Source organism: Mesorhizobium sp. LNJC391B00 (assembly GCF_000502535.1).
Classification (GTDB): domain Bacteria; phylum Pseudomonadota; class Alphaproteobacteria; order Rhizobiales; family Rhizobiaceae; genus Mesorhizobium.
Window position 1 is genome coordinate 16,292 of record NZ_AYWI01000006.1, and the last position, 21,200, is coordinate 37,491.

The following is a 21,200-nucleotide window of genomic DNA, read 5'->3' on the forward strand; positions in this document are numbered from 1 at the left end:
TGCGGCTCGCGCTTGCCCAAGCGCCTTTCGCGCGGCCGGCCCCTCCAGCGACGTCTCGCCGCCTCGCCGGGCGGGTTCATGCCGACTGGTCAGTCCGCGCATGGGCCGCCGCGGTCTCATCAAGAGCCGCGCGAATGCCATCAACCATGTAATCGATCTCTTTAGGGGCGATGACGTAGGGCGGGCAGATTGCCAGCACGTCGCCCATGTTGCGGATCATGACTCCGTGCTCGCGGCACCGCCGCTCGACATCGGTGCCAATTCGCAGCTCCGGCGCAAAGGCGCGACGGGTGGCGCGATCCTCGACGATCTGGATCCCCGCTATAAAACCGCGGCCGCGGACCTCGCCGACCAGTGTATGGTCGTTGAGCGCGTCCGCGAGCGCTGCATGCAGATAATCGCCGAGACGGCGCGCCTGGCTCACGAGATCGATCTCGCGGTAGATCCTGATCGCCTCGGCGGCGACGGCGGCTGTCACCGGATGGCCGGAATAGGTGAAACCGTGGCCGAACACGCCGACCTTGTGGGCCTCGTCGGCGACGCACTGGTAGACCTTGTCGGAGATAATGACGCCGCCAATGGGCAGATGACCGGATGAAAGCCCCTTGGCGACCGACAGCATGTCCGGTTCCATGCCAAAAGTCTGGCTGCCGAACCAATTTCCGGTGCGTCCGAAACCGCAGACCACCTCGTCGGACAGCATCAGGATGTCGTATTTGCGCAGCACCGCCTGAACCTTTGGAAAATAATTCTCCGGCGGTACCAGCACGCCGCCGGCGCCCATGACTGGCTCTGCGATCATCGCGGCAATCGTCTCTGGCCCCTCCGCCAGGATCAGGGCCTCGAGTTCCTGGGCCAGGCGCGTGGCGTAGTCATGCTCCGCCTCGCCCGGCAGACCGTCGAGATAGTGGAACGGCCGCGCGGCGAATATGACGGGAAGCGGCGGCAGGTTGAAGGACTTGTGCATGTGCGGCAGCCCACTCAGCGCCGCGCCCATGATCGTACTGCCGTGGAAGGCGCCAAACCTGCTGATGATCTTGCGTTTCTCCGGACGTCCCCGCGCGGCCTGGTAATACCAGGCGAGCTTGACCATCGTGTCATTGGCTTCCGAACCGGAGCCGACCAGAAAAACGCGCGCGTGGTCGAACGGCGCCAACGCGGTAAGCTGTTCGACGAGTTCGACGGTGGGCTCATTCGAGCGGTGATTGAAGGTGTGATAGACGGCGAGCTTGCGCATCTGGCGGTCAGCCGCGGCGGCCAGCCGGCTGTCGCTGAAGCCGAGCGAGGCACACCAGAGTCCGCCCATGCCCTCGATATAGCGGTTGCCCGCGTCATCCGTGACGGTCGCGCCTTCGCCGGCCACGATCGTCAACGGACCATGATCCTCATGCAGGCGTGGATCGGTTTGGGAATGAAAGTGCCTGGCCATGTCCAGCACGCGCGATTCGTTGTTCATCAAAATTCTCCTTGCGACCAGATAGGCGGTTGCTTCGGCGAGGAATATCTTATAACTTATAAGTTGTCGAGAAAAAATGATCCCGAGAGTGAAGCCCAATGGCCAACCCGCCCACTCCTTCAAACAACGCCCTGCCCCCCGACGCGGAGCGGACCGCCCTGTTGCGCGACAGGGCAGAGTTCGTCCGGCTCGAGACGCTGCGCCTTATCCAGATCGCCAAGGTGGGCCACTATTCGTCGGTGTTCTCCTGCGCGGAAATATTCGCCACGCTCTACTACGATGCGATGCGGCTGAGGCGCGGCGAGCCGCAATGGCCGGATCGCGACCGCTTCCTGATGGGCAAGGGACATGCCGCGGTCGGCCTTTACCCGCTGCTGGTCGACTGGGGCTTCTTCTCCAAGGGCGTTCTCGACGGCTATACCCGGCTCGGCAATCCGCTTGGCGATCATCCCGACATGCGCAAGGTGCCCGGCGTCGATTTCAGCTCCGGCTCGATCGGCCATGCCCTGTCCGGCGGCCTCGGCATGGTGCTTGGCGGCCGTGCGGCCAACCGGCGCTTCGATGTCTATGTCCTGCTCGGTGACGGCGAGATGCAGGAGGGCCAGGTCTGGGAAGCGGCGCTCTCCGCCGCCCACCATAAGGCCGGCAATCTGATCGCCATCGTCGACCGCAACGGATACCAGCTCGACGGGCAGGTCGACGACATCATCGGCATCGAACCGTTGGCCGACAAATGGGCGGCGTTCGGCTGGCAGGTGCACGAGGTCGATGGGCACGACGTCGTCGCTCTCGCGACGCTGCTGCGACAGTTGAAGGCCGAGGCAGACCGCACCCGGCCCGTCTGCATCATTGCCAAGACCTCCAAAGGCAAGGGCGTTGGTTACATGGAAACCGAACCCGGCTGGCATCTGGGCTATCTCGCGCCATCGGACGAGGCCTTGGCCGCCGAAGAGATCAAGCGTGGAGGCAAAACACAATGAACGGCCCGATCGATACCAACTCCTGGCAGTACCGCCAGATCAACGCGCGTGCGCCTGGCCTGAGTTATCTGGCCAACGCGCTCATTGATCTGGTCGAAGACGGTTATCCGGTCGTGGCCGGTACGGCCGACCTTCAATATTCCAACGGGCTGGTGCGGTTCGCGCAACGCTTTCCCGAACGCTTCACGCAATTTGGCATTTCCGAGCAGAACATGGTTTCGGCTGCTGCCGGCATGGCCAGCACCGGCGCCATGCCGTTCGTCGCTACATTCGCTTCTTTCCTGGCGCTGCTGTGCTGCGAACAGATCAGAACCGACGTCGCCTATTCGGCGCTGCCGGTGCGGCTGATCGGTCATCATGCCGGTATTTCACTCGGCTTCTACGGCACCTCCCACCATGCGACGGAAGATCTTGCCATCATGCGAAGCATCGCCGACCTCACGGTCGTCGCGCCGGCTGACGGCCCGCAACTGGCGGCCGCCGTCAAGGCGTCTGTCAATCATGCCCAGCCAATCTACTTCCGCATTGGCCGCGGCCAGGAACCGCTGGTCTATGAAGACGACGGCGTCGACTTCCAGTTCGGCAAGGCGATCGTTCACGGCGAAGGATCGGACCTGACCATCATCGCCTGTGGCTCGATGGTCCATCCCTCAAGGGAGGCTTACCGCGCGCTGCGCGCGGCGGGCAAATCCGTCGGACTGATCGACATGCATACGGTGAAGCCAATGGATACGAAGGCAGTGCTCTCGGCCGCGGCTCACTCCCGCTTCATTCTAACCATCGAGGAACACAATATCCTGGGCGGTCTGGGCGGCGCCGTGGCGGAAATCCTGGCGGAGGCGGGCAGCCCGGCACGGTTGATACGCCATGGCATCCGCGACGAATACAGCCTGATTGCGCCGCCAACGCATCTCTACAAGCACTACCGGCTGGACGCGGCGGGAATCGAGGCCACCGTTCTTGAAGCCCTCGGCTGAGCCGGCGGACCATAGCCATGCACGGACATTGCGATGACCGATCAGAATAACACCGCCCGACTCATTGAGCGCGCCGGTGCGGTGATGCCGGGCGGATTGCTCAGCCCGAGCCGCAGGCTCGGCGCGCCGCATGTATTTGCCCGGGCGCAGGGTGCGTTTCTCTACGACGTCGATGGACACCAGTACACCGACTTCCACTGCGGCTTCGGCGCCAATGTGCTTGGCCACTGTCATCCGGCGGTGCGTGAACGCATCGCTGCGGTCTCCCAGGACATCGATCTTGTCGGCGCGGGAACGATGCGGCTAGAGATCGAGGTGGCGGAGGCGCTGGTCGACTGCATCCCTTGCGCGGATCTCGTCGCCTTCTGCAATTCCGGATCGGAGGCGACCTATCACGCCCTGCGCCTTGCCCGTGCCGCCACCGGTCGCAAGCGCATCATCAAGTTCCAAGGCGGCTATCATGGCTGGCACGACTATGTCGCCATGAACGTACAGTCGCACGCGCAGGCGATCGGCAAGTACGATCCCATCAGTGCTGGCATCCTCGAGGATGCCGCCCGTCACACCATCGTGCTGCCTTACAACGATGCCGGCGCCGTCGAGGATTATCTCAAGGCCAATCCAGGCGATGTCGCGGCGATCATCATCGAGCCAATCGCTCACAATATGGGGTCGGTGATCGCGACGGATGTTTTCCTGCGCGAGCTGCGTCGCCTGACCAGCGATCATGGTGTCGTGCTGATCTTCGACGAGGTCATCACCGGCTTTCGCCACGCGCTCGGCGGCTATCAGTCGATCGCCGACGTCACGCCTGATCTCGCGACCTTCGGCAAGGCGGCCTCCTCAGGCTATCCCGTTGGCGTGGTGGCCGGTCGTCGCGATCTCATGGCGCTCGTCGGCCGGACCGGGGAAGGATCCGTGTTCATGGGCGGTACTTTCAACGGCACGCCGTCGACGCTCGCCGCCATGCAGGCGACGATCGAGGAGCTGTCGAAACCAGGCTTCTACGACCGCCTGTTTGCCCTCGGCGCTTTCATGCGCACGCAGTTGGATGGCATTATCGATCGCCTCGGCCTGCCCGCGCAGAGCGCCGGGTTTGGCTCGGTCTGGCTGATCTATTTCCTCAGCGGTCCTTACCGCGACTACCGGGACTTGCTGGGCAACGACGATGTTTTCGATCTTGCATTCCGCAGAGAGATGGTGGCGAACCGGCTGATCGGCCAGCCGCTTCCGCTCAAGCGTCTCTACCTGTCAGGGAGCCATGACCGGGCGACAGTCGAGAAATCGCTGGATATCATCGAGACAATCCTGCGCAAGCTCTCCGCTGGGAAACCCGCCAGCTCCTAGCCATGTTTCGCAACGGACTTATAGGATATAAGAGCGTCTCGCACTATCCGTTGTCGATTCGGTGCGGCCAAGATTGCAGCGGTGGACCATGAGCACGATGCAGCCAATCGAGCAAGGCAGTCTGTCGGCGAGAACTTATATCTCGCTGCGCGAAGCCCTGATCGCCGGCAATTTCCGGCCCGGCGAAAGACTGTTGATGCAGGATCTGGCGCAACGGCTGGGCACCAGCGTCACGCCTGTGCGCGAGGCCTGTTTCAGGCTCGTCAGCGAGCAGGCGCTGGAACTGCGGTCAGGGCGGTTCATCACCGTTCCAGAGCTGACCCGGTCGCGTTACTGGCAGGTCCGGCTCATTCGCATCGCGCTCGAGGGACTAGCGGCCGAACTCGCCGTTGAGCATGTTTCGGAGAAGGACATTGCAAAACTGGTCGAGATCCATCGCGATTTCGTGGCCGGCGAAACGTCCGGCGATGCTGACCGCGCCCGTCGCGCCAATCGTGAATTCCACTTCGGCGTCTACCGCCTGTCCAAGATGGATATGCTGATCGCCCAGATCGAAAGCCTGTGGGTCTCGATGGGCCCTATCCTTAACGTGTATTATCTGCAGGCCGAGAACGATTACATCGGCGCGGAGGAGCACGAGACGCTGATCGAAGCGTTCCGGACCCGCAACAAGAAGGTGGCGCGTAAGGCGATCGAACGCGACATCGTGCGCGGTGGCATGAACCTGTTGCGGTATTTCGACGAGCAGGACGCGGCCGCCAAGCGGGCGTGATCGAAGCCGCCGGTCATTTGCTGGCGACCTCTCTTCGCGCTGGCTCAGGCCGCCCGAAGGCGCGCGGTGGCATCCTGGTCGACGACCCAGACGCCCTGCTCGGCGTCCAGCACCAGGGCCACCTTGTAGGATTGGCGAGCCGCTTCGCTCGTCAGCCAGCCGCGGTCAACGCTGGCCGCGACACGGCGGACATCGCGCTTGGTCGGGTCGCCGTAGCCACCGCCGCCACAGGCAACGAACTCGATGCGCTCGCCGGCGCGACACGCCTCCTCATGGAACGCGGGCAATTCCACCAGCTTGCCGTCCGTGCCGCGCTTGGCACTATGACTGGCCTTGGCGTCACCGCCGCCGAGCACGCCGCGCGGCGGAAAGGTTGTGCCATCGGCCGAGTAGACCAGTGTCATCTCGTGGTCGACGGGATAGAAGACACCGCCCACCGCGGGAGCACCCTCGAACTCGCCAATGCCTTGGGTATCCGCCACCACGCCGCGCGATTCAATGATGATGGGATACATGGATTCGTCCACCTCCACGGAATCCAGCGCGATCAGGCCGCCATTCGCCGGCCCGCAATATGTCAACCAGCCGTCATAGCCGTGACGCGCCCCGCCGCCGGCGTAGCCAATGAAGACCTGGTTGACGTAGGGCTGCCCGTCCTTGAACGGATCCTTGCCTGAAATCACGCCGATCCCCGCCGGCAGGTGCGAGCCGCTCTCGGCCTGGCCATAGGGTTCTCCCATGGTCGAGAACACGCAATTGCCTGCAATGATCAAGCGGTCGTTGACATTGGTGGTCGCCACGGAGGTGCCTACGGGGTAGCGGGGTTTGCCGACCACGCTTCCCTCCCGCATCAACACCTTGATCCGGCTCTTGGCGCCCTCGTTGTGCGGGATGCCGTCGTCGAGATTGTTGAAGACGCCAATCCGGCAAGAGCCCGTGCAGGTGTTTTCCGAAAGGTTGAGACCACCAGGGACGTTATCCATGTTGTCACGCACATCGACCGTGATCTCGCCGGCTTCAGGGTCGACATCGATGGTGATCCGGACCGGGATGCCCTCCTCCGCCACGCTGGGGACCGGGTCATGGCGGACCTCGTAGGAGAACTTGCCCTTCGGCAATTTGGCGATTTCGGCCATGGCGCGACGTGCACCGTAGTCGAACCAGTCCTCGACGAAATCCAGCAGCGTGTCGCGGCCGTATTTTTCAAGCAGTTCCAATAGACGGCGTCGACCGGTCCTGCAGGCGCCGATCTGGGCGCGCACGTCGCCCAGCCAGATGTCTGGAACACGGTTGCGCATCATGCCGATGCGCAGGATGTCCTGCTTCTCCCTGTGCTGTTCGACCACGCGCACGCAGGGAAAGTGGATGCCTTCCTCATAAACGTTCTTGGCGAATGGCAGATAGGTCGAAGGCGTCGGCGCGCCAGTATCGGCGTGATGGGAAAGCGCCACGGCCCAGAACAGCGGCTTGCCATCGAAAAAGATCGGCATCGCCATGATCAGGTCGGCATGATGGGTGCCGCCAGTGTATGGGCAGTTGTTGAGGAAGATGTCGCCGTCGGCGATATCGTCGAACAACTCCGTTATCGGACGGGTCGCCAGATCCATCGACATGACGTGGATCGGCAGCGCGTCCTCGGTGGAAACGAGGCGGTGATCATAGGTCAGGATCGCACAGCTCAGGTCGCGGGCGTTCTTGATCACCGCTGAGCGGCTGGCCCGCATCACGACCAGCGTCATTTCCCGCACGACCGCCTCGAACCGGCTTTTGAGAACCGACATCAGGAACGGATCGACGCGGCGCATTGGTGTCTCCAGGCGAATGACAGGTGAATTCATTTTACGGTGCCTTGCTCGGGAAGGTTGGTGTCAATCGACAGTCACGACAATGTTGCCCTGCGGGTCGACGCGCCCGCGATGCTTGTCCTTGAGGAAGGCGGTGAACGTCGTCGCCTCAACCAGGCAGGGGCCGTCAAGCGCCGCCCCCGCGCCCAGCTGGTCCATGTCGTAGACGGGCAGAGAGCTCGTCCGCCGGGTTTCGTGCAAATAAGCTGGCCGATGGGTCTTGGCGACCGGCGCTGTCGCCTGGTCGGCCAGCCTGAAGTCTTTCCAGGCATCCTGATTGGCCCGCTTGCCCACCGCGCGCAGCTTCCAGTTGGTGAATTCGACGACGTCGCGGTCGGATCTGATTGAATAAATGCGTTCGTGCATCTGATGGAACGCTTCGACGAGAATTGGGAGTTTTTCCGCGTCGAGACGTGCCTCATCGGCCTCGAAATGGACCTCGATCTCCCAGGACTGGTATTCGTAGCGACCAAGAAAGGAGAACTCGAAACGCCGCAGCTCGGGCTCAACACCGGCCTGTTCGAGGAATGCTTCGCCCGACACCTTCAACCGCGCCAGGATGTCGGAGACGCCGGCGGCGTCGAAGCGCCGGGTCGAGGTTAGGAAAACCGCGCTTTCCTCGCGCGTGATATCAGAGATCAACCCGCCGAACGCGCTCAACCCAGCCATGAAGCGCGGGATCATGTAGCGTTTCAAGCCCAATATGTCGGCCATCTCGGCGATGTGGATGGCGGTCGCGCCGCCGCCGCAGACAAAGAAACTGTCGCGTGGGTTTATGCCCTCGCGAATGGTGATTTCCTCGATGGCCCCGACCATGTTGTGGTTGCTGGTGGTCTGGATGGCGTAAGCCGCGTCGAGCAGCGGGATGCCGAGCCGCGTCGCGATGCTCGCGACCGCTTTCTCGGCCAGATCGCGGCTGATCTTGATCCGGCCGCCGAGAAAATAATCCGGGTCAATGATGCCGAGCACGACATTGGCGTCGGTGACCGTCGGCGCGGTGCCGCCCGCTCCGTAGCATGCTGGCCCCGGCCGCGCGCCAGCGCTTTGCGGCCCGACACGAAGCAGGCCGCCATCGTCGACCCAGGCAATCGACCCGCCGCCGGCGCCAACCGATCTCACATCGACTTTCGCGATCCCCAGCGAGTCGTCGTGGATCATGCTGTCCGGGGTGACGATGATCTGGTGGTCACGCAAAGCCGAGACGTCGAAGGTGGTGCCGCCCATGTCACCGACGATGACGTTGGCTTCGTCGCTCAGCGCCAGCGCGGCCATCGGCGCCAGCGTCGGCCCCGACATGACGCTGTAGATTGGCCGCCGCAGCATCTCGGCGGGAGGCATCATTCCACCGACGCAGTTGGCGAGCAGCAGCTCGCCCTGGAAACCCGCCTGCGAAAGTGCTTGCCGCAAGTCCTCGATGTAGGTGCGCACGATCGGATTGATCGACGCGTCGATAGCGGCCGCGATGATGCGCTTGTACTCGCGCGACATCGGATTGACTTCATGGCTAAGCGTGACTGGGATCTCCGGCCATGCCTGCGCGATGATATCGCGCACCGTTGTTTCATGGATGGGATTGACGACCGACCAAAGCAGACCGACCGCTATCGCTTCGACCCCATAGCGCCGGAAGTCGGCTATCGCCGCCTCGACATCGGATCTCGACAGAGGCGTGAGCTCCCGCCCGCGCGCATCGACGCGGCCCCGCGCCGTCTTCGTCAGGTGGCGCGGGACATAGGGCTCGGGATAGTCGAGCCGCCACTGGAAGGCGCCCTTGCGCGGCCCCTCGCGCAGGACGAGGATGTCCTGATGTCCTTCGTTGAGGATCAATCCGACCTTGACGGTCTTGCGCTCGACCAGCGCGTTGGTCGAGACGGTCGAGCCGTGTACGATCAAGTCGATCTTGGTCATGAACGTCGCGGGATCGAGCCCGTATCCGGCCGCCGCCACGTGCAGCACGTTGATGAATCCCTTCTCGAATTCGCCGGGCGTGGTGGGCGATTTGAAGATCGAGATTTTCCCACCGGGCTCGGAAATCAGGCAATCGGTGAAGGTTCCGCCGATGTCGATGCAGACTTGATAAGCCATTTAAGGTCCGAAGCTGTTAGCGTTTCTTGTAATCGCGGCCCAGTATCAGGCTGGCCAGAATGATGAGGCCCAAAAGAACCTGCTGCAGATAGCCGTCGACCTGCATGAGGTTCATGGCGTTGGAAATGACCGTGATGAACAGGGCACCGAGCAGAGCCGCGGTGACGCCTCCCTCTCCGCCGGTGAGGCGCACGCCACCGACCACCGCCGCCGCTATCGATTCCAGGGTCAGGTTGCCGCCGAGATTGGGCTCGCCCGATCCGGTCCGCGCGGTGAGCAGCATGGCGCCAATCGCGGCCAGCAGCGAGCAGACCACGTAGTCGATCGCAACGACGCGTCCGGTGCGAACGCCCGCCGCCTTCGCCGCGCGAGGGTTGGCGCCGATGAGATACAGGCCGCGCCCGAACACGGTGAAGCGCAGGACCAGGAACAGCAGTGCGAAACACAGCGCGGCGAACAGGATGGGCACCGGAATGCCGATCAGCCGTCCCTCCGCCAAGGCGTCCGTGAAGGCTTCGGGAACGCCCGGCACGGGAAAGCCGCCGCTGACGGTTGACGCCAGTGCCATGACAATGTTGGCCATGCCAAGCGTCGTCACCAGTGGATTGATGCCGATACCGGCGATGAGGACGCCGTTCAGCCCGCCGATCAGCAGCCCGACGCCAAGGCCAGCGGCGATCCCCCACAGGATGGGCATATCGCCGCTTCCGGTCATCACCATCGCCGATATGACGCTGACGAGCGAGACGGTAAAGCCAAGCGACAGGTCGAAGCCGCGCGTCAGCAGCACCATGGTCTGCGCCATGGCAAACAGTGCGAGATAACTCGTCTGGATCGCGATGTTCCAGAGATTGCCGCTTGAAACAATGCGCGGGTCGAGCAGACCGAGACCCAGCAGGGCCAGGAATACGAGCCCCGGCAGCTTGGCCTGCGACGCGAACTGGCGGATGTCCGGGCGAGCGCGGTCAAGAACAACCGGAGCCGCCATGTCTGGACGATCAGACATTGGCCCGCCTCCCCTGAACAATTCGGTCGAAAGCCAGTGCGCCGATGAGCACCGAACCCAGCACCAGCGTCTGGAATTTGCTGTCGATCTGCGTGAGGTTCATCGCATTGGCGATGATCGCCAGGCACAGCGCCGCCATGGCGACGTTCTCGGCGCGGCCTGAGCCGCCGCGCAATGAAACGCCGCCGATCACCGCCGCTGCGATCGTCTCCAGTCCGAGCGTCCCGCCGATCGTCGACTGGCCGGAACCGATACGGGCGGTGATCAGCACGCCGGTGAGTGCGGCCAGGAGACCGGAGAGCACATACGCGGTAATCAACACACGGTGTGTGCGCACTCCCGACAGTCGGGCGGCGCCGACGTTGCCGCCGACGGCGTAGAAGTGGCGCCCGAGCGCGGTCCGACGCTGCAGAATGATGGCGATGGCGATCACCACGATCGCCAGCAGCAAGGCCGGCGGCAGGCCAAGCACCTGCCCTCGCCCGATGGCATAGACGAAGGCGTCGGAAACGCCATAGATCGGGATACCCTGCGTGTAATAGAGCGTAAGTCCCGCGACGATCGACAACGATGCCAATGTCACCATGAAAGGTGATAGGGAAAGGCGCGCCACCAGCGTGCCGTTTACCAGGCCAACACAGGCGCCGCAGGCCAAGGCCAGCGCTACCGGCATCAGCAGCTGGAGCCCATGCGCGTCGGGCATCGCGGCCATCGCCGCGGCTGTGACCACTGAGGCCAACGCCATGGTGGCACCGACCGACAGATCAAAACCGCCCGTGGTCATGACGATCATCTGGCCGATCGCCGGAACCGCCAGGAAGGAGAAATTGCGCAGGACGTTGAGGATGTTCAGGCGGTTCAGAAAACGCGGTTCGATGATCGCGGCCGCGGCCGCAACCGCGACCAGAAGCAGGATGACGATCCCGCCGGTTTCCAGAAAACGGCGCCGCAGCGTGTCAGGGCTCATGCTGCCTCCGTGGCGCCGGTTTCGGCGTCGAAATAGTGACGCAGCACAGTGGCCTCGGTGATGCCGTCGGCTTTGAGTTCGGCGACTATGCGCCCTTCGCGCATGACATAGACGCGGTTGGCCAGGTGAACGAGCTCTGGCAGTTCGGACGATGACAGCAGAATAGCCGCGCCATTCTCGACCAGGCTTTTCATAAGCCTGTAGACCTCGCTTTTAGCGCCGACGTCGATGCCGACCGTCGGTTCATCGAAAATATGGACCGAGACAGGACGCATCAGACCGCGCGCCAGCACGAGTTTCTGCTGGTTTCCTCCCGAAAACGACGACGCCGCGCGTTCCGGCGCCATCGGTCGTAGACCCAGTGTCTTCAACGGCGCGGCTATTGCCCGGCGCTCGCGCCAGAACTTGAGCAGTCCGGCCTGGGACAGTCTCGGGTCGTCGAGCGCGGCCATGGTCACATTCTCGCGGCCTGGCCGGCCAAGCGCCAGTCCCTCGGCGCCGCGATCGGCCGGGTAGTAACAAAGTCCAGCACGCAACATGCTGTGCGGCACTGGCGCTCTGACCACCTCGCCATGGAGTTCGATCTCACCGGACGTCACACGCTCCAGGCCGAATACGGCTCGGCAAAGTTCGCTACGACCGCAGCCAACCAGGCCCGCCAGGCCGACGATTTCGCCAGCTCTGACCACGATGGAGGCATCGGATAGGGTGCCGGAGACACTGACCCCCCTGGTCGCCAGCACGATTTCGGCGGGGCGCTGGCTAATTGATGGATAAAGTCGTTCGACCGGCTGGCCGACCATCATCTCGATCAGGGTCGCGTCCGATGCCGCGGCGATGGCCACTGTGTCGATCTTGCGCCCTCCTCGCAAGACCGTGACACGGTCCGCGAGCCGACGGATCTCGGCCATGCGATGCGACACATAGATGATGCCGACGCCCCGCGCCTTGAGGCCCGCGATTGCGGCGAACAGTTTTTCCGCTTCACCGTCGGTAAGCGACGCGGTCGGTTCGTCGAGGATGAGTATCTTGGCATCCGAAAGCATGCCCTTGGCAATCTCGACCATCTGCTTTTGCGCCCGGGTCAGCGTTTCGATCTTGCTGTCCAGCTCGACGTGAAAGCCAACGTCGCGGAAGCGTTCTTCCGCGCGGGCACGCATCGCGCGCCGATTTAGGAAAAGCCTTCCCTTGATCTCGCGTCCAAGAAACAGGTTCTCCTCGACCGTGAGGTCGGGGACAAGACTGAATTCCTGGAACACAGCCGCCACCCCGGCATCGCGGGATTTCTGTGGGGTCAGCGCGGAAACGGTTTGGCCGTCGATACGGCAAGAGCCTTCGGTCCAGCCGTAGGTTCCCGCTATCAGATTGATGAGCGTCGACTTTCCGGCGCCGTTTTCGCCGAGAAGGGCATGGACCTCACCGCTCAGCAGCGTGAAATCGACGCCGTCAAGCGCCACCACCCCCCCGAAACGCTTCGTCATACCCGTAAGTTCAAGCATCGCTGACACCACCGAACTCGAAGCAAAACGGGCGGCAGGCCAAGGCCGAGGTCTACCGCCCATCGAAGATGCGACTATTGTACCGAAAATTCAGGCTTCCACCCATCGGGCGCGAAAATCTGCGTCGGGTCGATTTTGTCGACGTTGTCCTTGGTCACGATACCCGGCGCGACCAGCAGAACCTTCTCATAGTCCTTCTTTTCCAAGGCGCGCACCGCGAGGTCGACGCTGATGCGGCCCATCATCACCGGATACTCGGCGGCAAAGCCAAGCACCTTGCCTTCCTTGACCAGCTTCAGCATCGTCTGGTTCTCGTAAGACGACATGATCACGACATCGTCGCGGCCAGCGTCGGCGACGGCGCTGACGGCCGCTTCCGCCGCAGCAGCCCCGCCCCAGATGACATTGAGATCGGGATAGGTCTGCAGGGCGTCCTCGACGAGGCGCAGGCTTTGCGGAACGCCGGGCTCACCATAGAGCTCGGCCGCGAGCTTGATGTTGCCGGTTTTGATGCTGTCGCGAAAGCCCGCCATATAGCTCTCCGCCCAACCCGATCCCTGCGGACCCGGCAGGCCGATTGCGGTCGTCTTTTTGTCGCCGAGATACTTCTTGAGGTACTCACCCTCCTGAAAACCCTTCTGGTAGGTATCGGGCGTGATGCGCGCGGTGATCGGAGTTTCCAGGATGGGATTGGCGACGGCGATCTGGACAAGACCCTTGGCGTCGCCCTCCTTCAGCTTGGCCGCCAGGCCGGCTTCCGAGATGGCGGCGACGAGGATGCCCTGGGCACCGGATGCGACGCAATCGTCATATTGCGACAGCTGCTTGGGCAGCGCGTCATAGCCGCCAGCCTGCAGGACCGTCACTTTGACACCCAGGCGCTTTGCTTCCTCAACGATACCGTAGTCGACCGAGACCCAATAGCTGTCCTTGAGGTGCGGAAACAAGACGCACAGGTTCCAAGGCTTCTCGGCCTTTTCCAGCGGCACATAGTCGAGTGCCTCGACTTTTTTCAGATCGCCGCCCTTGGCCGAGTTGATCTTGAAGGGCCACCAATCCTTGGCCTGGGCGGCGTTGGGCAGGACGGCCACGCCGGTGACGAAAGCCGCCGCGAGCATGGATCGGAAAGCGTGATTCTTGGTCATGTGATTCCCCATTTTCGTGTGTTCCCGGGTCCGGAGCCGGCGATTTCGCCGGCTCCGCGGTCTGCCTTGGGAGCAGAGGCTTGCTGGCGGATCGTAGTACCGTCTAGGCGAGTTCGCCTTCAGGGCCATCCGCGCCGTTGTTCATTTTCACAGTGCTACCGTACTACTTATAAGTTATAAGTCAATAGGGTTTTCATTAGCCGGTGCTCAGCCGGGAAGGTGTCTTCAATCGCGGTTTCGCTGCCTCGACCGGGATCACAATCCATTTGACGAAAGGCGAGGTCGGAGACAGCAGCCATGCAACTGGCCTCGGCGATGTGGGCTTCCTCGCGACCGACCGGTATGCGGCTTGTCGATCGAGTTGCCTGACATCAAGCGCCGGCGAATAAGTCAAAGCGGTCAGCGTGGCCTTCGAATACAGAGCCATTGGTCAGCAGCCGCACTTCGCTATCGACCAAATCGTCATAGGGTCTTTAGGGAGGAGATGTGCCCAGTGCATTCGCGTGCTGCAACAGCCGCGCTGAACCGCACCGCAGCGTGCCATAACACGCTGCGGTCGGATGATTGTTGAAATGACGGTTCCCGCGCACGACCGTGCCGCTTTCCAACTTCTCTCGTCTGGCGCTTGCCAGCCTGAGTTGTTCCTAGAGGTCGGCGCCCGGATTGCGGGTGTTGTCTTGCGACTTCATTCTCCCGGCAGCCGGGCAAAGGCCCGCAACGTGGAGGCTTCTAAATGGAACGCGGGTTCCCGATGCTTAGTGGGTGGTGCTGCTGAGCAGGGGCAGGGCAGCACAGCCCCCGCCGGCAAGCCGTCGCGGCCGGTTCCCTTGATGGCGTGCCGGCGCAAGTCCCGCGTCACCAGGCTCGTAAATCGCGATGCACGTCCAGCCATTGCGACATGGTTTTGCCAGCTGAGAGGCCGATCCCGTGTGCGGCGAACAGTCGAAACACTGATTGGTCGGTGTGCGTTCTTGGCGTATTGTGCAGCACTTCTGGCATTACTGGCCTTGCGGGGGTGACGAGTCGGTCATGCGACAGTATGGATGTCCCTATCGGAATAGCCGGTCCGCCTTATCGGTCGTCACACCCGCATATTGCTCCGCTTCTAGGGAACACCCCATCACGCGAGGAAAGACATGGCCACATGCGCAGTATCGCCAATCTAGCCGTTGGGCCGACGGCCCGGCGCTTGGGCCAGTCCACCGGCTTTAACCTGCGTCACAACTTGATCCACTGATCCTAGGTGACGACAACGTTGTTCGTCATGATTTGATGGGGCGGGGATTGGCCCAAAAGCGAGCCCCCCAAACTGTGCGGTTGCCAAATACGCAATGGAGTGAATTGGAATGATCATCGTAACAGGCGCCACGCACGGGATTGGGCGGGCCTGCGTGGAGAAACTTGCGTCTGCCGGTTCCAGAGTGGTGGCGACCGGCCGAGATGCAGAAGCGGGCGCGGCGCTCGAACGCGCCAATCACGGTGTCACGTTCGTTGCCGGTGACATCATCCGTGAAGACGATTGCCGCCGTGTCGTCGACCGTGCGCTTGAACTTGGCAACGGCCGGCTCGCGGGGCTCGTGAACAATGCCGGCATGTCGAAGCGCATTGCCTTCGCCACCGCCACCCAGGACGATTGGGATGAGATCCTTGCGGTTAATGCACGCAGCGTCTTTTTCTTCATCCGTCATGCGCTGGACGGCTTGCGGCTCGGGAGGGGTTCAGTCGTCAACATGGCCAGCATCGCCGGAAAGACGGGCGAAGAAGGGCTCGCTGCCTACTGCGCCTCAAAGGCCGCGGTCATCGGGCTGACGCAGGCACTCGCGCTGGAGTTCGGCGAGGAGATCCGCTTCAACGCTGTCTGCCCCGGCCAGATCGAAACACGCATGATGGGCAACATCATAAGCGATGCACTGCGCAAGAAGCAGCTCGAACTGCGGATCCCTGCCAACCGCTTCGGTGCCCCTGAAGAGATCGCTGATGTGGTCGCTTGGTTACTTTCGAATCAATCGAGCTATGTCAACGGCACGGTCGTGACTGTAGACGGCGGGGAAACAGCCGGCCTGCGCACACCGCGCGTCGCGCAGATCGATGGTGCTTAGGGCAATTCAGCTCAGCCGGAGCCGCGCTCGTCGAAATAGCGCAGAAAACCATGTGAGCCTCGCTGGATGTCGTTCTCGATCGCTTCGCGGGCCCTCTTCCTGTCGCCAGCCCTCAAGGCCTCGATGAGATGGTCATGTTCTTCCGCGCCGGTGTACCCGCGCGGAATTTCCCGATCGTAAACGTTAAGGATTGGACCCATCGAGGCCCACATGCTTTCGATCTGTCCGATCAGCATCGGCATACGCGACAGGCGGTAGACGCCGAAGTGGAAAGCGCGATTGGAGGATCGCGCTTCCTTGATATTACCGGCCTTATGGCTCTCTACAAATGAGGCGCGGAAGGTCTCAAGCTGTTCGAGATCGGCGGGGGCAAAATGGTCGGCAGCGTGTTCTGCCGCAAGCCCTTCAAGTGCCACGCGGATCAGCTTGATCTGAATGTAGCGGGCGCGGCTGAGGTCTGGCACCGCGGCGAACCTGCCGGAGCGCAACTCGAGCGCCTGCTCGCTGACGAGCCGCAGACAGGCTTCGCGCACCGGCGTAATGCTGGTTCCGAGCTGCTCGGCAAGATCCTGCATAAGGAGACGATCGCCCGGCGCGAAATTGCCGATGATCAAGCCATCCCGCACCTTGCTGTAAATCCGCGCGGACAGGCTGCCCATCTCCTCGGGCTGCATCTTCATAGGGCCCATGGGACTCCCCTCGTCTCTGCTGCAGATGTACGGAAATGTCGATTGACGCGTTTCACTACGTTTATAAGTTATAATCGCTGCCTATATTTTGTTACTCAGCGGCAGACAAGTACGTGCACGTTAATTGTCTGCAGCAAACATGTCGGTTTTCATAATTATTTGTGAAATTTTGTTTCATATAAAAACAAGGAGACCCTTCTTTTCCGATTCTGACAATGGAATGTGACGACAGAAAAAGGCGCGATCTCATCTGCGTGGCATGAGTTGGTGTGCGAGAGATGATGACATCTGAAGGAGCCGGGAAGCTTACATGTCAATTTCCAGTCTGATGGGCAGAAATTTCCGATTCTGAGGCGACTCCGAACCGGCTGGACCGACGATGACGTCGGCACCGTCAAGATGATCCGGCAGGCCAGCAAGTCCAAAAGCTGCGTATGGCGTTTGCAGAGCGTTTCGCCGCCGAAGGGCTTCAAGGGCTGTTGCGCGACAAGACGCGGCCCTCGCGCATTGCGGCTCTCGGGCCGAAAGCCCGCCGAGCGCAGCTCTGACAAGGCCGCGACAGGAATCGAACGACGACTGGCCAGAATTATGAAATCCCTTGCGACACTATGCAATTTCAAACATTTCAGTAACAAATAGATTTAACATTCTCTTCACTTGCACTTTGGGGCGCGTTACCCGAATTAGCTGGAGCGGCCGAAACCCCCGCAAGATCAAGCGCGTAGTCGAAATCCAATCTTGCTGGTGCTTGTCGAGGGATGCGACGCGATGGGCCGGCGCAGGTGCGCTGTGAAGCAGCACTGAGCGCGCCGAAAAACGGCTTCCCAACAGGAGATTGATTTGGATTATGTGCAGTATTTCGCCGGAAGAATCGAGCAACTCAAAGGCCGTGGCGGGTATCGTGAATTTGCCGATCTGGAGCGTCAGTCTGGCAACTTCCCAAAGGCCTGGCTCAATAGGCCCGACGGCCGAAAAGAGATAACCATTTGGTGCACTAATGATTATCTCGGTATGGGGCAGCACCCCAAAGTGCTATCGGCAATGAAGCGCGCCATCGATGCCAACGGCGCAGGATCGGGAGGATCCCGCAACATTGGTGGCACCAACCATTATCACGTGTTGCTCGAGCGGGAGCTTGCAGGTTTCCACAATAAGGAAGCAGGATTGATTTTTGTTTCCGGCTTCAGCTCAAACGATTCATCATTGAGTACATTGGCATCTTTGATGCCGGACACAATTATTTTTTCTGACGAGCACAACCACGCTTCAATTATTAGTGGATGCCGCAACAGCCGGGCCGAAAAGCGCGTCTTCCGGCATAACGACGTTGCGCATTTGCGGGAGCTTCTGCGCAGTGTAAATCCTGCAAGACCCAAGATCATTGTTTTTGAATCGGTATATTCAATGGACGGTGACATTTCACCGATCAAAGATATCTGTGACATGGCGGACGAATTTGGCGCAATGACGTTTCTGGATGAAGTTCATGCATCGGGAATGTACGGTCCGAAAGGCGCCGGCATTGCCGCGGAACTTGGCATCATGGATCGTCCAACCATCATCGAAGGAACGCTAGGTAAGGCGTTCGGCTCGATGGGGGGTTATGTGACCGGACCTGCCTCCATTGTTGATAGCATACGAAGCTTCTCGATCGGTTTCATTTTCACCACGGCGCTTGCGCCAGCCCTAGCGGCTGGTGCGCTGGCAGCGCTGCGCCATCTTCGCGATTCAGATTCAGAACGAATTGATCTGCACCGGAAAACGAAACTTTTAGTCGGACTGCTGAAAGAGGCGGGCATCCCCGTCATGCCGACCCGAAGCCACATCATTCCTGTGCTTATTGGTGATCCATTCCGTTGCAAGGAAGCGTCCCGCCAGCTTCTAGATCAGCATGGAATATACGTTCAGCCAATTCTGGCGCCGAGTGTTCCGGTGGGAACCGAGCGGTTCAGGGTGACGGTTACGCCTGCCCATAGTACGACAGATATTCGGACGTTCGTCGATGCGCTCAGGCAGGTTCTGCAGCGGGACAATCTTGGCAAGGCTGCCTAATGTAAATGCTGGGAACGACAGGGCGCGCAGCCTCAGACCTGATTATATCAGCCGGGCTCGCCGAGGTGGAAGCGGCGGTCCGCGATCCGGTTCTGACGCCCGATCGCATCTTCGAATGTCAACGGAAAGCAGTTCCGTAACCCGCAATGACAGCTTTCGCGATCTTAAATGATGTGACTCCATGATTGAATGGGGCCGTTTGACGACTCGCTGCTTACACATCGGGCCGGTTCCAGATTCAGGGCTCACCATGAGCCGGTATGACCAGAGCGCATGTTCTTGTGCTGCGAGTTTGATGTGGCTTGGCGTGCCTACCCGAGGGGTAGGTCACGCCCAGGCCCACGGGATCACACACCAACCCCAGCTAACCTGGTTTGAACGGAGCAAGCCTCCGACGCCGCCCTAATCAACAACGCTGCAACAGATCCTTCAAATCAATTTACAAGATTTTTACAACCGTCAGTCGTTGACAATGGTACGGCACCGCGAGTCTGAGGTCCGGCACGGCCATAAAAGTGACGCCGGTACCCTCGGACCGCCGCCAGCACGCAACATCGGGATTAACAGCAATGGTAAGAAGAAGAGCGCTCATATTGGTCGAAGGCCATAGGGGTACTGGTCAGCTATACGTCCAAGCGGCTCAGTGTCTTGGTCTTCATCCAATTACTCTGACGGCTGATCCACCTCGGTACGACTATCTTTCGGCGGAAAACGTTGAGGCAATCCGTGTCGACACTGGCAATCTCGAAGCGTTGGTCCGCGAATCTTCGCGGCTGCGTGCTACCCACGACATTGCTGGCATTACTGGCTTTGCCGGGGACCATGAATCGATCTATGCGACAGTTGGCAAGCTTTGCCGGCATTTCGATCTACCGGGACCGAACCCTGAATCGATTGAACGAAGCTGCGACAAATTCAAGCAACGCCAACTCCTCGCGCAGGCCGGCGTTCCAATACCGGCTTATCGGTTGGCAACGAATGCGGCGGAGGTAGAAAGCTCGGCTGCAGAGATCGGCCTGCCCGTGATTCTTAAGCCGGCAGTAGGCAGCGGCAGCATCGGTGTCCGATTGTGCCGCAGCCTCGAAGACGTAGCCGAACATACGACCTATCTATTGGGCGGAAAGCACATATGGCGGTCTACACCGAAAATACTCGTCGAAGAATTCGCACAGGGCCCGTTCTATAGCATTAATGTTATGGGGAATGAGGTCGTTGCGATTTGCGCCAATGACTTTGGTCCCCTCCCCCATTTCGTCATACGTGAGGTGACATATCCGGCCCTGCTAACCGATCAGGAGCGTGAGCGCATCGCCGATGTTTCGCTGAGCTGTTTGCGGGCTCTCGGCCTTGGCTGGGGGCCAACTAACATTGAACTCCGGTGCACGAAACGCGGTCCAGTTGTCATTGAAGTCAATCCGCGTCTTAGTGGCGCGCCCGACCCTCAACTGGTCCAGTTAGCTTACGGTGTCGACCTCGTCACCGAGCACATCAAGCTTGTCATTGGCGAGGAATGGGATCTGCGCAAAAAGCATTCACATACTGCGGCCGCGCGATTCCTGCTTCCTGATCAAGATGGCACCCTGGACTGGATTGGTGGCGACACTCAGGCAGCTGCTATATCAGGTGTGGCCGAGGTCAAATTGAATGTTGAACCCAAGACACCGATCGTCAGGAAGGGGGATTTCCGAGACTGGATTGGACATGTCATTGCCACTTCGCCCAGCCGTGCTGAAACCGAGGGCGCCCTTCAGCGAGCGGTCGACTTGATCGATTGGTCGATCACCCCTTTTCCGGCGACAATAGGAGGTGATCGAGAGCACGATGTTTGTGGGGCGTTCGGGCGGCCCACCAGTTCTGTTCCGATCAGGCATTGACGGCTTAAGATCCTTGAAACGCAGCAGTTCCGTCTACGTCAATGTCACATCAAGTTTGACGAGGCAAATGCAGCTTTGGCCACACCTGCCCTATCTCCCGCGGAACTTCTCCGCGACCCGTGGCGAGGCCGTCGGCCCAATTTGGGCCCAATTTGATTGCCGCCCACCGCCGCCGCAGGACGAACATGCGCTTGACAAGACAACCCCGGCCCGTTCAACCTGAGGCATTCACCAGGGGAGTCCCGGCAAGGGGCTGAGATACTGCTGGCTTTCGCGGCGCAGTGACCCGTTGAACCTGATCCAGTTCATACTGGCGTAGGGACGGTGCAAGCGCTTTGCGGGAGTTTACGCCCGAGGTCCTGTTTCGGCAGGTCGACAGAAGCGTCTTTTCATCCTTCCGGCACAGAA

General features: G+C 60.9%; 15 protein-coding genes and 1 riboswitch. Of the genes, 7 read left to right on the forward strand and 8 right to left on the reverse strand.

Annotated features, from left to right (window positions below):
• Positions 1 to 76: 76 nt before the first annotated feature.
• On the reverse strand, positions 77 to 1,555 hold the full coding sequence (locus X750_RS149360; RefSeq protein WP_245271848.1) for an aminotransferase: 1,479 nt from the start codon (positions 1,553 to 1,555) through the stop codon (positions 77 to 79).
• A 62-nt stretch (positions 1,556 to 1,617) separates the two neighbouring features.
• Here X750_RS149360 and X750_RS149355 point away from each other — a divergent pair, with 62 nt between their 5' ends.
• The 4 genes from X750_RS149355 (at position 1,618) to X750_RS149340 (ending at position 5,532) form a co-directional block, all read left to right on the forward strand.
• Entirely contained in the window at positions 1,618 to 2,436 is an 819-nt protein-coding gene (locus tag X750_RS149355) for a transketolase (protein ID WP_245271849.1), read from the forward strand.
• Positions 2,433 to 3,413: a transketolase C-terminal domain-containing protein gene (locus X750_RS149350; protein WP_023747620.1), complete on the forward strand. Its 981-nt coding sequence runs from the start codon at positions 2,433 to 2,435 to the stop codon at positions 3,411 to 3,413. Before X750_RS149355 ends, X750_RS149350 begins: the two co-directional genes overlap by 4 nt.
• Positions 3,414 to 3,446: 33 nt before the next feature.
• Positions 3,447 to 4,760, forward strand: coding sequence for an aspartate aminotransferase family protein (locus X750_RS149345; protein WP_023747621.1), 1,314 nt, complete (start codon positions 3,447 to 3,449; stop codon positions 4,758 to 4,760).
• Between the two features lie 97 nt (positions 4,761 to 4,857).
• Positions 4,858 to 5,532, forward strand: a complete 675-nt coding sequence (locus X750_RS149340; protein WP_023707096.1) for a GntR family transcriptional regulator — start codon at positions 4,858 to 4,860, stop codon at positions 5,530 to 5,532.
• 44 nt (positions 5,533 to 5,576) lie between these two features.
• On the opposite strand, the gene X750_RS149335 is transcribed toward X750_RS149340, so the two are convergent.
• The 6 genes from X750_RS149335 to torT all read right to left on the reverse strand — a co-directional run bounded on the left by X750_RS149335 (position 5,577) and on the right by torT (position 14,078).
• Complete coding sequence (locus X750_RS149335) at positions 5,577 to 7,337, reverse strand: hydantoinase B/oxoprolinase family protein (protein ID WP_023747622.1); 1,761 nt, start codon at positions 7,335 to 7,337, stop codon at positions 5,577 to 5,579.
• Between the two features lie 63 nt (positions 7,338 to 7,400).
• A complete protein-coding gene (locus tag X750_RS149330) occupies positions 7,401 to 9,461 on the reverse strand; it encodes a hydantoinase/oxoprolinase family protein (RefSeq protein ID WP_023747623.1) in 2,061 nt (686 codons plus the stop codon).
• 16 nt (positions 9,462 to 9,477) lie between these two features.
• On the reverse strand, positions 9,478 to 10,467 hold the full coding sequence (locus tag X750_RS149325) for an ABC transporter permease (protein ID WP_031204409.1): 990 nt from the start codon (positions 10,465 to 10,467) through the stop codon (positions 9,478 to 9,480).
• Positions 10,460 to 11,434 (reverse strand): ABC transporter permease, encoded by a 975-nt coding sequence (locus X750_RS149320; RefSeq protein ID WP_023685593.1) that lies wholly within the window; start codon positions 11,432 to 11,434, stop codon positions 10,460 to 10,462. The genes X750_RS149325 and X750_RS149320 overlap by 8 nt, the downstream gene beginning before the upstream one ends.
• Positions 11,431 to 12,933 (reverse strand): sugar ABC transporter ATP-binding protein, encoded by a 1,503-nt coding sequence (locus tag X750_RS149315; RefSeq protein WP_031242925.1) that lies wholly within the window; start codon positions 12,931 to 12,933, stop codon positions 11,431 to 11,433. Before X750_RS149315 ends, X750_RS149320 begins: the two co-directional genes overlap by 4 nt.
• Before the next feature lie 74 nt (positions 12,934 to 13,007).
• A complete protein-coding gene (torT, locus tag X750_RS149310; RefSeq protein WP_245271850.1) occupies positions 13,008 to 14,078 on the reverse strand; it encodes a TMAO reductase system periplasmic protein TorT in 1,071 nt (356 codons plus the stop codon).
• A gap of 1,346 nt (positions 14,079 to 15,424) precedes the next feature.
• On the opposite strand from torT, the gene X750_RS149300 reads away from it, so the two are divergent.
• Positions 15,425 to 16,177, forward strand: a complete 753-nt coding sequence (locus X750_RS149300; RefSeq protein WP_023747627.1) for an SDR family oxidoreductase — start codon at positions 15,425 to 15,427, stop codon at positions 16,175 to 16,177.
• An 11-nt stretch (positions 16,178 to 16,188) separates the two neighbouring features.
• Here X750_RS149300 and X750_RS149295 read toward each other — a convergent pair whose 3' ends face one another.
• A complete protein-coding gene (locus X750_RS149295; protein WP_032904552.1) occupies positions 16,189 to 16,857 on the reverse strand; it encodes an FCD domain-containing protein in 669 nt (222 codons plus the stop codon).
• 849 nt (positions 16,858 to 17,706) lie between these two features.
• Here X750_RS149295 and hemA point away from each other — a divergent pair.
• Both hemA and X750_RS149285 read left to right on the forward strand, forming a co-directional pair.
• Positions 17,707 to 18,918, forward strand: coding sequence for a 5-aminolevulinate synthase (gene hemA, locus X750_RS149290; protein ID WP_023747629.1), 1,212 nt, complete (start codon positions 17,707 to 17,709; stop codon positions 18,916 to 18,918).
• 569 nt (positions 18,919 to 19,487) lie between these two features.
• Positions 19,488 to 20,792 (forward strand): acetyl-CoA carboxylase biotin carboxylase subunit family protein, encoded by a 1,305-nt coding sequence (locus tag X750_RS149285; RefSeq protein ID WP_023747630.1) that lies wholly within the window; start codon positions 19,488 to 19,490, stop codon positions 20,790 to 20,792.
• 223 nt (positions 20,793 to 21,015) lie between these two features.
• Positions 21,016 to 21,132, forward strand: a riboswitch (TPP riboswitch).
• The last annotated feature ends 68 nt before the right edge of the window (positions 21,133 to 21,200 follow it).